We start from the raw sequence: 14700 nt of genomic DNA, 5'->3' as shown, positions 1-14700 counted from the left end.
GATTTATTTATAAATATTTTTTAAGTTGGCCTTTGTTCCACTGAACGGAGAGGTTTGCGAGTTGCCGGGTCAGTTCATCAATGACTCGATCACATTCTGATTCCTGGCAACTTTTATCCAGACGACTATTCCTGTTTGTCTGGGTAATTTGTCGTTTCGGTTATTTTGCCTGTAATGGAATCCAGCCGGGTGCGTTCAACGATTTTGTTTGCATCATATTCGTATATCGTAAAAACAATTTCGTGAGCCGCCTTGTTATAAGTCTTTTCATATACATAGCGCACCCCATTCTCCAATGCCTCACGGTTGCCAATCCACATGGGATAATTGGCAAATAACTTGTCGTTGATACTATTCGACACATCAACGGAAACGCCGACATCGGTAAGCAACGTATGTTCAAAGTCACCGTAATCACCTATCACCGCATCTCTGCCGATTTTCTTCATATAGCTTGCCGCATACGAGCGTTCCTGGGACTTTAAATTCTGCTTGTCGCCGTCCGAAGGAGATAAAGCCCTACTCCTGTATTCGGACGGGAACAATTTTCTGATGGAGTCCCCATATCTTGGCCATCTTCCGGATATTCGATTTTCGTACAAACAAGGCCGCCGTCTGAATACGTAAACGTGAATACGGCGGGAATAATACCACTACCCGAAACTTTCACGAAATTCCCGTCCTCAAAGCCGTATTCACCGTACATGGTAAGGACATAGACTGTTATAATTCCTGATTTTTCTTTCTGTCCGAGAAGAATGTGACCTTCTCCGGCACACTCTCCGCTGAGATAACCCGTCTGGTTATCCTTTAGAAAGGCCGATCTGACGGCTTCGTCCAGAGCGCTGCCTTTCCATTGCCAAGTCATCCCGCCGTCTTCCGTTGCGAGATAGGCCGTGGAGGTATTGCCGTCGTTGTCATAGAGCTCAATCGGGTAGATGCCAGAGTTTCCGGTGAACGTGGGAACGAGGGGCGTCATCCTGTATTCCTTCAGATAATCAGGGATATCCACCGTCATACGGCTCCATGTTTTTCCGCCGTCAAGCGTGCGGCTGATTTCTGGCCCGTGGTCAACAAAGTAGCGGTAACTCATAAAGCCGACTTTGGAAGAGGCAAAACCGGCGCCGGTCACCGTTCCGGAGTACATTGCGGAGCGGTCTCCGACCCACCAGGTCTTTCCGCCGTCCGACGAGGTGCAGACATTTTCGTTTCCAGTTCCGGCTGAGGGCCCGGTACAAACCACCGCCCATGTGAAATTATCAATCGAGCCGCAGTAGACATCGGCATTCATCCAACCCGGTTCCCAGTGATTTGCTGGAAAATCATTAAATAACGACATGGGCAGGCTCATAATATAGGTTCCGTTCTCTTTCGTGTAAACGTCAAAAGGGCCCGTGTTTGTGTCTTTCACATACTCCACAAATGGGCCCGTGGATATATCCTCCGCAGCGGAAGCATAGGCGCTTTTTACATGTTCATTGATTTGCGTAATCAGACTGTCCAGCTTTTCTGCGGAGTCGCTTTCCGACCACAAATCCGCGCCGACAATGCTTTCCACCCAATCGCGGGTAAATTGCATGTCAGCGGGATTTCCAGTACCATCGTCCAGGCGGAACGTGACCTTGTCTGCGTTTCCAATCAGAGAAAACATAATGCAGGCATTCTCTTGGAAAACGTCGATATGATCCGGTTCCGATGTGTTATAGGCGGCCTTGACTTCGGGCGTTACGCTGAAATATACATCGACGCCGTAAGGCTCAGCGCTTGTTTTCAGTTCAATATGGTCATACTTGACGTCGGTCGGAAACTCCAGAAGGCTGATTATATTTCCGACAGCTGAATTATCTCCAACATAAGCGGTACGGTACTCAAAAAGCTGCTCCGCATTGGGGTGCTCATAGGATGTGTTAGCCTTCTCTTTTGGATTGGACAGCAGGCATATCCCGGCGACTATGCAAGCTATGACCGCTACTATAATGATCCAGAAAGCTGGTTTCTTATAATTTAGCACATTTTTCACTCTTTCTTTGATGCCTACTTCACCAAACGCCAACGGACACATCGCAATGTTTCGGCGCTTGACTGCACAGCCCAGCAGCGCGAGGGAATAAGCTTTCTTTTCATTGACGCCAATATCTTTTATGACGGTTTCGTCACAGGCAACCTCGATATCCCGGCACAGCAGGACGTAAGCCACCCACATCAGTGGATTGAACCAATAAACCGTCAAGAGCAGAAAACCGAAAGGCTTTATCCAGTGATCTTTCCTTCGGATGTGGGCCTGTTCATGAGAAACGACATAGTTTCTGTCCTCTTCGCCGACGGCAAAGGGCAGGTAGATCCGTGGCTTTATGATACCCAGGACAAATGGGAACGATATCGCGTCGCTCTCATAAATATTATCTTTGAAAAGAATAGCGGAATCGACCTTTCGGCGCAGTCTGACATAGGTAATGGCGCTGTAGAGCATCATCACAAGCATTCCGGCGAGCCATACAATTCCTGCAATTGTCATGACGATCTGCATGGGATTGGCACTATCCGTCACTGCCGGAGTCAAAGATCCCGCAATCGTCGGATTGACGACGCTGTTTACAGTGGGAATGCCGCTGCTGATGGCCGGTTCCCCTGAATACAGGATATCTGGCGTGACGGTAGTAGAACTTGGGATCAGGCTCATGACGCTTTCAAACGAAAACGGCAGTATAAGCCGCAGTCCAACCAGCGCCCAAAGGGCGCAGGAAATCCATCTGGGCGCTTTCCTAAGCAGCAGCCGCAGGAGGATGACCGCGACTACCACATAGCCTGCCGTGATGCTCATGTTGAGAAGATTAACAAACAATTCTTCCAGTCGCATATTATTTGACCTCATAGTTGTCGATCATCTTCCGAATCTCGGCAACATCCTGTACCGATAAGGATTTACCGTCCGCAAACGCGGCCAGGAACGCCGGCAGAGAACCATTAAAGGTTTTATCGAGAAACTCCCGGCTTTCCTGACGCTGTATTTCTTCCTTAGAGTACAGGGAAGTGATTATAGCATCCTCGCTTTTCAGAACGCCGCGCTCGCAAAGCCGTTTGATAATTGTATAGGTCGTGGATTTTTTCCATCCGAGTTCTCTGGCCGCTAATTGAACGAGTTCACCGCTGTTTATCGGCTCATGCTCCCATATGATGCAGCAAAAACGGTATTCCGTTTCAAATATTTTGGGTGTTTCCATTTATTAATTCTCCTTGGCTTTAGTCTACCTTAGTCGACCGTATAAATTAAGTCTACCACAGTCAACCCGGCGTGTCAATTATGACCGCTAAATTATCTTTTAATTTTTAAAAGACAGGAAAGCGCGTTTTTCATGGTCATATCCTCCTGTTTTGTATTGTGTTCTAATCCATGGCACCTGATATTCCCATCCTCAGCCGCTAGGAAATCGTGTTTTTGCGTTTCTTCCTCGGCCCTCTCGGTTTCGACTCCAGCCTTTGTTTCACCCCGTTTGGGAAAAACGAATACTCGAAGAAAACAACAAATCCGAACCCATCTCCTATCGGAAAAAGGTTCGGATTATATTGGTTTGGTGCGAGAGACGGGACTTGAACCCGTACGTCATGGACACACGCCCCTCAAACGTGCCTGTCTGCCTATTCCAGCACTCTCGCATATGATAAACAATACGATGGGCTTTTCATTCTCTGAAAAGCCACAACAAACATTATAGCATAGTCCGGCGGATTGTCAAGAAAAAAATCCATTCTTTCCCCGGCCCGGCATCCTGTGTGTCCAAACAAATTCTCTTTATTTTTCGTTCACAAGATACCAGTCTTTGATATTATTGTACAGATTCAATTCCCGGACTTTGTCCACACCATGAACCCGGTTATTGACCAACAGGGACCCGGTACGAAAATACAGACTGATCACCGGAAGCTCCCCCACCAGATGTTCCTGTATCTTTTGATAGGCTTTCTTCTTATCCTTTTCCTTATATGCTGTTGCTGCCGTATCCAAAAGGCTGTCAAGCTCCGGATTCTGATAGCGGTAGAAGTTGTTCTTTCCTTTTCCAATCTGCGAGGAGTGAAAAGCAAAACGCAGGTCCGGAACATAATCCAGATAATAACCGGTCAATATGGCATCGAATTTATGCTTTTGCATATTCTCGCTCTGAAGCTGCTCCCAGCTCACCGCTTCCGTCTGTACCCGGAACCCGACCAGGGACAGATGCTTGCTGATCAGCTCTGCCACATCCCTTCGGAAATCGTTATCACTGTTGGTAAGAATCGTAAAAGCCAGATCCTGTTTCTCTCCCTCCACTATTTTATCCAGTACGCCGTCTCCGTCGGAATCCGTCCATCCGGCTTCCTTCAGCAATTTGGCCGCGCGTTTCTCATCATAATCATAGATCCGGTATGCACTGTCATAGAGCCAGGAATTGGATGGCATGGGCACGTCAACCGTTTCTGCATTGTTCAGATACACCCTGGATATGATATCCGTCCGGTCAATGGCATAGGCAATTGCCTTTCGGACATTCTTGTCCGCGAACAGCGGGTTATTGCAATTCAACGCCAGGAATTCATAGTTTTCGGTCAGATACTTATATCCGGTGATTTTATCGAGATCCGAATAGTTATTGGCATAAACGGCCATGGTGTCCACAAGATCAATTTCCCCTTTTCCGAGGGCGGCTCTTGCTTCCTCGTTCGTCTGACAGACTCTTGCGAGAATCGAATCAATGTAAGGTTTGCCATTCCACCAGTCCTCATTGCGAACCAGCTTCATGGAGGTCCCATTGTACGGCTGGCTGAGATCCACCTGATAAGGTCCTGTCCCAATCGGAGTCATGGAGAAATTTCCCTTTTCCTTCTGCATGAGTTCCGGGGATTGATACACATTTTTTGAAAGGACCGGAAAAGTCATAATGTCCAGAACCTCACTGGATGGTTCGGCCAGGCGGACAAAAAAGGTATAGGGATCATTGTTGCGCAGACCGGCTTCCACAATATTGACATTGCCTGCCAGATCCTTTTCATATAAGGAACCAAGCTTCCCGCTTTGAAGTGCCTGAAAGGTGAAAAGAATGTCTTCCCCGGTCATTGCCTGTCCATTCTGCCATTTTACATCCTTTCGGACATGAAAGGTCCAGGTCCTTCCATCCTCGGAAACTTCCCATTTTTCCACCAGGGAAGGGGCCGGCCTGGACTTTTCGTCCAGTACAAGGGGGTGCTCAAAAATAAGGTTCAGAAAGTTCAGAATATCCCTGGACTGTGTCAGCAAAGGATTAAAGGAATCCGGTGCCATCAGCGGAACCTTCAACTCCCCGCCCATTTGGGGAGACGGAGTGGGAGTCGCTGTTTCCTTCGGCTTTGCGCTTGCATCCGGGGAAGCAGAGGGGGCTCCACCGCCCGTGTCACAGCCCGGCGTGAGAAAAAGAAAAAGCAATATCAAAAGACAGGACAATACTCTTTTCATTGATTGGATCCTTTCCGATTGGACGATGAGCCCAACGAGGGATATGTTTCCCGATAGATTTTACAGGCATTCTTTACTTTCAGGACATAATCCCGCGTCTCCTGAAAAGGAATGTGATCCAGCCGACATCCATCTCCGCTGTAGGTTTTATCCTTCAGCCATTCCTGCACATTTCCAATTCCTCCGTTATATGCTGCGAGGACCAGCTCCTCGTTGTCAGGAAACTGCGAAGACAAAAATTTCAGATACCAACAGCCAATCCGGATGTTCATCTCCGGATCCAGGAGCATGGCTTCCTCAAACTCCGACAGGCCCATTTTCCCTGCTGCCCACACCGCGGTACCTGGCAGAAGCTGCATCAATCCCCTGGCATCCTTTCCGGAAACAGCATCCGGGAGAAACCTGCTTTCTGCCCAGATAATGGACGCCACCATATAGGGATCCACCGAATACTTTTCGGAATAGGTCTTAATCTCCTCCTCAAATTTCAGAGGATATCTCATATGTTTGATCCATACCCTGCCAAACAGGAAATATATCATCAGAACAACCGCCAAAAAGAAAAGTATCTTACTTATAACGGCTGTCCTGCTCCTTTTCGGTGTCCGCATTCCTGATCCTCCAAAGCCTTATATTCCTTCCATATCCGAATGATCTGCTCTCTGGTGTATTGTACGGTCCGGGAATTATCAATCACCCTGTCGGCCAACCTGCATTTCTCCTTCAGGCTCATCTGGCTCTTTATCCGTTGCATCGCCTGCTCTTCTGCCATGCCGTTTCGCTGCATCAGCCTCCGGATCTGCAGCTCCTCCGGTATGGCAACCACCCAAACCTCATCCACGAAACGATTCCATCCCACTTCAATCAACAAGGGAACATCCAGTACGGCAATGGGCGGGTTCCAGTCTTCTTCCATTTGCCGAAGCATGCCCTCCATCTCCTTTTGGATGATGGGATGGGTGATTTGGTTGAGGGACTGCCTGGCCTTACGATCTGAAAAAACCATTTCTCCCAATCGTTTTCGGTCCATCTTTCCATCCGGAAGAAAATATCTGCTTCCAAAATGGTCATAAACCGCCTTCCAAACCTTGTTCCCTTTTTCAGACAAACGCCGATCCACTTCATCCGCGTCAATCACCGGGACCCCCAGTTCCCTGAGTATCCCGGAAACAGTGGATTTTCCAGTTGCAATGCCACCCGTCAGACCGATTCTTTTCATGAAACACCAGCCTTACTTTGCGTCGTACCAGCTTCTCCCGGTATTGATATCCACTACGAGGGGGACCGAAAGAGGGACGGCATGTTCCATTTGATCCTTCACCAGCGCCATGACTTCTTCCAGCTCCGGTTGATACGTATCGATGATCAGTTCATCATGTACCTGCAGGATCAGCCGGGAGCACAGTCCCCTCCGCTCCAACTCTCCGTGAACCTGTATCATGGCTTTCTTGATAATATCCGCTGCGGTGCCCTGAATGGGAGTATTCAGGGCAACTCTCCTGCCAAAGTTTCGTATATTGTAATTTCTGGATTTCAACTCAGGAAGATCCCTTCTTCGATTCAGTAAAGTGGTAACATAACCATTTTGCTTGCCTTCCTCCACGACCCGGGCCATATATTCCTGTACTTTCGGATAGCGGTCCAGATAACTGTCAATATATTTTTTCGCTCTTGCGCGGCTGATGCCAAGATTTCTGGACAGGCCATAATCGCTGATCCCGTATACAATGCCAAAATTAACTGCCTTGGCACTGCTGCGCTGTTCATCGGTAACCTGCTCCATGGAAACGCCAAAAATCTCAGCGGCCGTCCGGCGATGAATGTCCTCATTCCGGATAAAGGCATTCATAAAGGTGGGATCCCCGGAAATGTGTGCAAGAACCCGCAACTCAATCTGGGAATAATCCGCATCCACCAGAAGATGCTCTTCATCGCTTGCCACAAATACCTTTCGGATCCTTCTTCCCATTTTTTCACGAACGGGAATGTTCTGCAAATTGGGCTCCGTGCTGCTGATCCGGCCGGTCGCCGTAACAGTCTGGTTGAAGCTGGAATGGATCCGCCCGTCTTCCGGGCAAATGACCGTAAGCAGTCCGTCGATATAGGTAGACTTCAGCTTCATGACCTGACGATACTCCATAATCTTTCCAATAATGGGGTGGCTGCCCTGCAGATGCCCGAGGACTTCAATGTCGGTGGAATATCCCGTCTTTGTCTTCTTCTGAACCGGGAGATGCAGCTTTTCAAACAGGATTTCACCAAGCTGCTTCGTGGAGTTGATATTAAAGTTTTCTCCTGCCAGTTCCGTAATCTCCTCCGTCAGCCGGGACACTTCCGCAGTAAACTCCACATCGAGCTGCTGCAGAACCGTTTTATCCACTTTAAAGCCAATCCGCTCCATATGGGCCAGAACACGAATCAGCGGCTGCTCAATCTGCAGATACAATTCCGTCATATCTTTCTCTTCCAGATGCTTTTTTAAAACCTTCGTCAGATCCAGTAGATCCGAAGCATCGGCAGAAGCCGTGTCCCGGTTCAGATAATCATAGAGAAGCTGTTCCGGCACATATTTGTTTCGTGTCGGCTCCAGAAGATAGGCACCGATGAACGTGTCAAATTCCAGCCCATGGATTGCAATACCGTACCCGGTAAGCTCCAACATCAATTTCTTGGCATCATGCGTCACCTTGCGGATCTCCGCCTTTTCAAAAAAGGGTTTCAGCTCCTGCAGTGTTTCCTCATAATCCAGACAATCCAGATCGCTGTCCGGCATATCCTCTTTCCAATGCAGCCGGTAATTATGACCGGGCTCCCAGGAAACCTGCATTTCCCCGTCCAAAGTAACCGCAACCAGCTTTTGCTTCATCAACTCCGGAAGAAAGGCGCGAAATTCCTCCGCGTGACAGATGTCCGAATACGTATTGGTTTCCTCCACTGCTTCTTCCTGCGCAGCAGTCTCCACTTCTGTCAAGCCCAGTTTTTCAATGATACTGTTGAACCCCAGTTCCTGCAAAAAATCCTTCAGTTCCGGAGAATTTGGTATCGCAAGGGGCTGATCCATCACAGAACAGTCAATGGGCACATCCAGCCGGATTGTGGCCAGATCCTTGCTGAGCAGGGCGTGCTGCCGGTATATGGTCAGGTTTTCCTTCAGCTTTCCCTTCATCTCATCGGTATGATCCAGAACATTTTCCAAAGTGCCGTATTGCTGAAGCAGTCTGGTCGCCGTCTTGGGCCCGATACCGGGCACTCCCGGAATATTATCCGATTTGTCCCCCATCAGCCCTTTCATATCAATGAACTGAAGCGGCGTCAGACCATATTCCTTCTTCATTTCCTTCTCATCGTATCGATGTAGCACAGTGATGCCTTTTTTGGTAAGCAAGACATTGGTGTTGGCGGATACCAGCTGAAGGGCGTCCTTATCCCCGGTAACCAACAGAACATCCCGATCCGGACTGCTGCAGGAACTGGAAAGGGTCCCCAGTATGTCGTCCGCTTCATAGCCGTCCAGCTCATAAATGGGAATATCCATCTGCCTCATGGCTTCCCGGGCCAGCTCAAACTGAGGCACCAGCTCCTCCGGTGCTTTCTGCCTGGTGCCCTTATAGGCCTTGTATTCCCTGTGCCGGAAGGTAGGTGCCTTTTTATCAAATGCCACAGCCAGGCTATCCGGCTTATAGTCGCTTATCAATTTCAACAGCATATTTAAAAATCCATATACCGCATTGGTAAAAACGCCCTTCTTGTTGGTCAGAACCGGAAGCGCGTAAAATGCCCGATGCAATAAGCTGTTGCCGTCTATGATCATCAATACCTTATTCATTCTGTCCCCTCTGTCCATTGCTTCTGTTCCAACACCTTCTGCTGTCCTTTCCTTCTATCCCTTACTTTGACTTTAACATATTTTTATGAAGAATTCAATGCCATTCCCAACTTCCCAACAGGCTTCCGCACAGAAAACAAAAAAACAGATTGCATTCCGATATGGATTATGTTATCATATTTCATGTTATCATTACACAGATGCGCCGAAGTGGTGGAATTGGCAGACGCGCTGGACTCAAAATCCAGTGGTAGCAATACCATGCGGGTTCAAGTCCCGCCTTCGGCACCATATTGAGGAGTAGCTTTAGTAAAGCTACTCCTTTTCTTGCTTGTATCAGAACGTCCGTTTCTGCCCTTGTATTCTTTGGACCAGGATGTGTTATCTGGGTCAAACGCCTGCGAATGGTACCGCCCTGGGAGAAATTTACGATACCAGCAGCAAATCATACTGAGCTTTGTTTTAAAAGAAGCTGCTTCCATAAACCTTTATCCTTTCTTACAAATACAGGCACAGGAAATCCGCGCCGCCCTCAAAATACTTGACAAATGTCTGTGGAAGACGTAGCATAATTATATTGTTAGTGATTACTAACTTATGTGAGATTTGCTTATATGGGGTCTTGCAGAGAAAAGGAAGAGGATATTGACAGAAGCCTGAGAGAAAGGACTTGAAAAGATCTATGACATTAAGGGATCTGGAGCTCGGAAAAACAGCAGTGATCACCTCGGTAGGCGCGAAAGGTGCACTCAGGCAGCATTTCCTGGATATGGGAATCATACCGGGTGCAGAAGTGACGCTTATGAAATTTGCACCAATGGGCGATCCAATGGAATTATTGATTCATGGCTATGAACTTACCCTGCGTCTTTCCGATGCCCAGAAAATAGGGATAACGGAAAAAACTCCGGAACAGAAAACGCATTGGGCGGTAAAGCATGAAACAACACTGGAGCGAAACCGTATCGTACACCCCGGACTGGGGGAAAGCGGGAAATATCACGTAAAAGCAAAGGAAAAGCCATTGCCAAAGGGTACAAAACTCACCTTTGCCCTGGCAGGAAATCAGAATTCAGGGAAAACCACCCTGTTCAACCAGTTAACCGGAGCCAACCAACACGTCGGCAATTTCCCCGGCGTTACCGTTGATCAGAAAGACGGACCCATCAAAGACCATCCGGGAACCCTCGTAACTGATCTGCCGGGAATCTATTCCCTATCACCATACAGCAATGAAGAAATGATATCCAGACAATTCATTATCGATCAGAAACCAACCGGAATCATAAACATTGTGGATGCCACCAATATTGAACGCAATCTGTATCTTACCCTCCAGCTGATGGAGCTGAATGTACCAATTGTGCTGGCCTTGAACATGATGGATGAAGTACGGGGCAACGGCGGCACCATCGATATCAATGAGATGGAGGAAACCCTTGGCATTCCCGTTGTTCCCATATCTGCATCCAAGGATGAAGGCGTCGATGAGCTGATAAAACATGCAATTCATATTGCAAAATATCAGGAGCAACCTGGCAGAATTGATTTTTGTGACAAAAACAAAAATGGCGGAGCGGTTCACAGGGCATTGCACAGCATTATGCATCTGATAGAGGATCACGCGGAAGCCGCCGGAATCCCGCTGCGATTTGCCGCAACCAAACTGGTTGAGGGAGATGCCACGGTTCGCAAAGCCCTGAATCTGACACAAAATGAGAAAGAGACCCTGGATCATATTATCCTTCAGATGGAAAAGGAAAGTGGGCTGGACCATGCGGCAGCAATCGCAGATATGCGATTCTCCTTCATTCAGGCATTGTGTGACAAAACAGTGGTAAAGCCGAAAGAAAGCAGGGAGCATAAAAGAAGCCGGAAGATCGATCGCTTTCTTACCGGCAAGTATACCGCAATCCCTGCCTTTGTCGGAATTATGGGGCTGATATTCTGGCTCACGTTCAATGTAATCGGCGCATTTCTGCAAAACATTCTGGAATCCGGCATTGACTGGCTCTCCGGAGTAGTGGACTCGGCTCTGACAGCCGGTCATATCAACAATGTCCTGCAATCTCTCATCGTTAACGGAATTTTCAACGGAGTTGGCAGTGTCCTGAGCTTCATTCCCATTATCGTCACCTTATTTTTCTTCCTGTCCATTCTGGAAGACAGCGGCTATATGGCTCGGGTTGCCTTCGTTATGGACAAATTGCTTCGAAAAATCGGGCTTTCCGGCAGAAGCATTGTGCCAATGCTGATTGGATTCGGATGTACGGTTCCGGGGGTCATGGCCAGCCGCACCCTTCCTTCCGAGCGGGATCGCAAAATGACCATTCTGCTGACTCCTTTCATGAGCTGTACGGCAAAGCTTCCAATTTACGGATTCTTTACGAACACTTTTTTTCCGAAGCATAGCGGTCTTGTCATGACCGGCCTGTATTTCCTCGGAATTCTGGTTGCCGTCCTTGTTGCCCTGCTGACCAAAAATACAGTGTTTCAGGGAGAGGCCGTGCCTTTTGTAATGGAATTGCCAAATTATCGCATGCCGGGTGCCAAAAATGTGGTACGTCTTCTCTGGGACAAGGCAAAGGATTTTCTGGAGAGGGCATTTACCGTTATTTTTGTTGCGACCATCGTGGTGTGGCTTCTGCAGACATTCGACTTTCGGCTGAATGTCGTTACGAACTCAAAGGACAGCATTCTGGCTGCACTGGCAGGTCTCCTGTCCCCCATTTTCCGCCCGCTGGGATTCGGGGAATGGCGCATTGTGACATCGCTGATTGCCGGTTTTATGGCAAAGGAAAGTGTGGTATCCACTCTTACGGTATTGTTTGGAAGCAAGGAAGTCCTCCTGTCCGTGCTTTCCCCGGTATCTGCGGCTGCACTGCTTGTGTTTTGTCTGCTGTACACGCCTTGTGTCGCAGCTGTTGCCTCCATCAAGAGGGAACTGGGCGGGAAATGGGCAGCTGCAATTGTGATCGGCCAATGTGTCATCGCATGGTTATGTGCCTTGATCGTACGGGGAATCGGCATCTTTTTCATAATGGTTTGATGACAGCGGAGTCTGGTTCTTCCGGATATCCGGCTGTTTTCCAAACGGCAATACACCTTAAGGGCATCTCTTTTCTGAGATGCCCTTTTATGAATCAAGGATAATCCGTTCCGGACGATCTCCCAGCCGGCTGAGCAATTCGTTGGTGATCGTTCCGGCATTTTCCGCCACTTCTTCCGCTGTAATCTCTTCCATGCCATCCCTTCCGATCAGTGTGACCACATCTCCCCTTTTCACACCCGGGATTCCCGTCACATCCGCCATAAGCTGATCCATGCAAATGCGGCCGAGGATCGATGCACGCTGCCCATGAATCAGTACCTGCCCTTTCCCATCGGAAAGAGCCCGCGGATAACCATCCGCATAACCGACAGAGATTACGGCAACCGTCGTTTTTTTCTGTGCAATAAATTCCCTGCCATAACTGACCCCTTCTCCCGGGCCAATGGTCCTTACCAGAGTTACCCTGGACCTGAGGGCCAAAACCGGCTTTAAGTCCATGGAACATTTTGTCCGGGGATCCGGCGTGCTCAAGACACCATAAAGTGCGATGCCGATTCGGGCATAGTCACAGGAAAGCGACGGATAATTCAACACCCCATAGCTGCTCTGCACATGTGTCCTGGGGAGAGGAATCCCTTTTGACTTCAATTGGTACAGAAGCTGATAAAAGCAGCGGATCTGCAGGTTGGTAAAATCGATATCGGATTCCCTGCGGCTGTCGGCTACACAAAGGTGAGTAAAAATGCCTTCAATGATGAGGTTTTTACAGTCAAAGACAGAGGCGATTTCCTCTTCATGCCGAAAGCTCTCCCCCAGACGGTTCATACCGGTATTCACTTTGATATGTACCGGCAGCGGCTTGCCAAAGCGGTCCAGTTCCATTGCATGCTCCGCATCCGCCACAGTCTGGGACAGCCGGTAACGAAACAACTCAGAGGCTCTTTCCGCAGGGGTATAGCCAAGGATGAGAATCTCTCCGTTCACCCCCTGCCTGCGAAGGCTGATTCCTTCATCAATGGTGGCAACTGCAAACGTATTCACGCCGATGCGGTTCAGATAAGCAGATACCTGCTCAGCTCCATGCCCATAGGCGTTTGCCTTTACGACGGCCATGATCCGGCAGCCGTCAGGAAGGATTTTCCGAAAGGCTTCCACATTTTGGCGAAGGCTGGACAGGCAGATCTCCATCCACGCCCGGTCCCGGCGTCCCCTGTCGGAAGAACGTAAATGCCCGTCTGTCTGCGGAAACCGATCCGGATTTCCGTGTATGGGACCGGCATCTGCGGATGCGCGTCGGCGATTTCCGATACGGACCAGCAGGGCAGCGACGATAAAAGAGCCCAGAGCGACGGTCAGGAAATGAAGAAAGCTGTTTTCAATCAGCAGGCTCTCAAGGCCCACCGCCTTCGCAAAACCGCGGATGCCAACAAGAACCGCAGGATGAATCAGGTAAATGATCATGGATAGATCCCGCAGGGACCGGTAATCCTTTCCCTTGTTGAAAAGAAGCAGACATGGAAACAGGAAAAACATGGTGGGCAAAAGGAAAAAGTACATACTATCATGCTGCTGAAGATGAAAACGATACAGCAGCAATCCTTCCACGAGCATCAGGGAAAAGGACAGTGCAAGCCCGGCAATGCACTTCTTCCCTGAAACCTGCCGGAACCGCTGTGTTCCTTCCTTCCTGTTTGCCTGCCTTGCATACAGCGCACCCATCAAAAAGAAAATGGGGGTATAGAATAAGCCGTTGCGCGTATAATCGGAGAACCGGAATACATACTGATAAACCGCTTTCAAAAATGGGATCTTTTCGGATATGCCATAATAGCTGTCTCCAAACAATCCGATGAGATACAGGAGCAGACAAACGAAGCTTGCCTGACCGGCATTCCCCTTTTTCAGCAGCAGCCAGACAATGCTGGCACCGAGGATTGCCGCAGGGAGGTACCACAAATGATAAAAAGTACCGTCAAAAAAAACGTCCTTCAGAAGATTCGGCAGAACTTTCCACTCCTGTACGGTCCCGTTATAGATAGTAAGCGGCAGATAAAGCAAAATCGCCATTGCATATAAAACAGCGGTTTTTTTCTGGAATGCAGCCAATCTGCCGAAAGGCAGTGCCCCGTCTCCTTCTTTCACATACAGAAAAAATCCGGAAGTCATAAGAAAAAAGGGAACTGCCACACGGGCCAGGATCCGCGTGAAAACAAAATCAGCAGTTTGATTCCAGTCCGCCAGAGGCGAAGTGTGAATGGAAACAACGAGAAAAGCGGCAATCAGCCGGAACCAGTCAATGCCGGCATACTCCACTTTGCCCGGATTCGTTCTGTCCTCCGCACGGTATCCGGAATCCAT

9 protein-coding genes and 2 tRNA genes are annotated in these 14700 nt (G+C 48.8%); 2 read left to right on the top strand and 9 right to left on the bottom strand.

What is annotated here, in order from left to right; genetic code table 11:
- Positions 1-125: 125 nt before the first annotated feature.
- The 8 genes from QBE55_10340 to polA form a co-directional block, all read right to left on the bottom strand.
- Entirely contained in the window at positions 126-449 is a 324-nt protein-coding gene (locus QBE55_10340) for a hypothetical protein (protein ID WZL77931.1), read from the bottom strand.
- Between the two features lie 32 nt (positions 450-481).
- Positions 482-2857, bottom strand: a complete 2376-nt coding sequence (locus QBE55_10335; GenBank protein ID WZL77930.1) for a M56 family metallopeptidase — start codon at positions 2855-2857, stop codon at positions 482-484.
- A gap of 1 nt (position 2858) precedes the next feature.
- Complete coding sequence (locus QBE55_10330) at positions 2859-3221, bottom strand: BlaI/MecI/CopY family transcriptional regulator (protein ID WZL77929.1); 363 nt, start codon at positions 3219-3221, stop codon at positions 2859-2861.
- Positions 3222-3570: 349 nt separating this feature from the next.
- Positions 3571-3654, bottom strand: a tRNA-Leu gene (locus QBE55_10325).
- Between the two features lie 136 nt (positions 3655-3790).
- Complete coding sequence (locus QBE55_10320; protein WZL77928.1) at positions 3791-5464, bottom strand: ABC transporter substrate-binding protein; 1674 nt, start codon at positions 5462-5464, stop codon at positions 3791-3793.
- Positions 5461-5967, bottom strand: a complete 507-nt coding sequence (locus tag QBE55_10315; protein ID WZL77927.1) for a lytic transglycosylase domain-containing protein — start codon at positions 5965-5967, stop codon at positions 5461-5463. Before QBE55_10315 ends, QBE55_10320 begins: the two co-directional genes overlap by 4 nt.
- Positions 5968-6038: 71 nt before the next feature.
- Positions 6039-6683: a dephospho-CoA kinase gene (gene coaE, locus QBE55_10310; GenBank protein ID WZL77926.1), complete on the bottom strand. Its 645-nt coding sequence runs from the start codon at positions 6681-6683 to the stop codon at positions 6039-6041.
- A gap of 12 nt (positions 6684-6695) precedes the next feature.
- Positions 6696-9290 carry a DNA polymerase I gene (polA, locus tag QBE55_10305; protein WZL77925.1) on the bottom strand — a complete coding sequence of 865 codons (2595 nt, stop codon included), beginning with the start codon at positions 9288-9290 and terminating at the stop codon, positions 6696-6698.
- A 204-nt stretch (positions 9291-9494) separates the two neighbouring features.
- Here polA and QBE55_10300 point away from each other — a divergent pair.
- Together QBE55_10300 and feoB are read left to right on the top strand one after the other, a co-directional pair.
- Positions 9495-9581 (top strand) — tRNA-Leu (locus tag QBE55_10300).
- A gap of 391 nt (positions 9582-9972) precedes the next feature.
- Positions 9973-12339: a ferrous iron transport protein B gene (gene feoB / locus QBE55_10295; GenBank protein ID WZL79921.1), complete on the top strand. Its 2367-nt coding sequence runs from the start codon at positions 9973-9975 to the stop codon at positions 12337-12339.
- A gap of 87 nt (positions 12340-12426) precedes the next feature.
- Here feoB and vanT read toward each other — a convergent pair whose 3' ends face one another.
- Positions 12427-14700 (bottom strand): serine racemase VanT catalytic subunit, encoded by a 2274-nt coding sequence (vanT, locus tag QBE55_10290; GenBank protein WZL79920.1) that lies wholly within the window; start codon positions 14698-14700, stop codon positions 12427-12429.

It is taken from the genome of Eubacteriales bacterium mix99, from assembly GCA_038396605.1.
In the GTDB taxonomy this organism is placed as follows: domain Bacteria; phylum Bacillota; class Clostridia; order Caldicoprobacterales; family DTU083; genus UBA4874.
The sequence above is the reverse complement of the archived record's forward strand: the minus strand, read 5'-3'. Positions and strand labels throughout refer to the sequence as shown.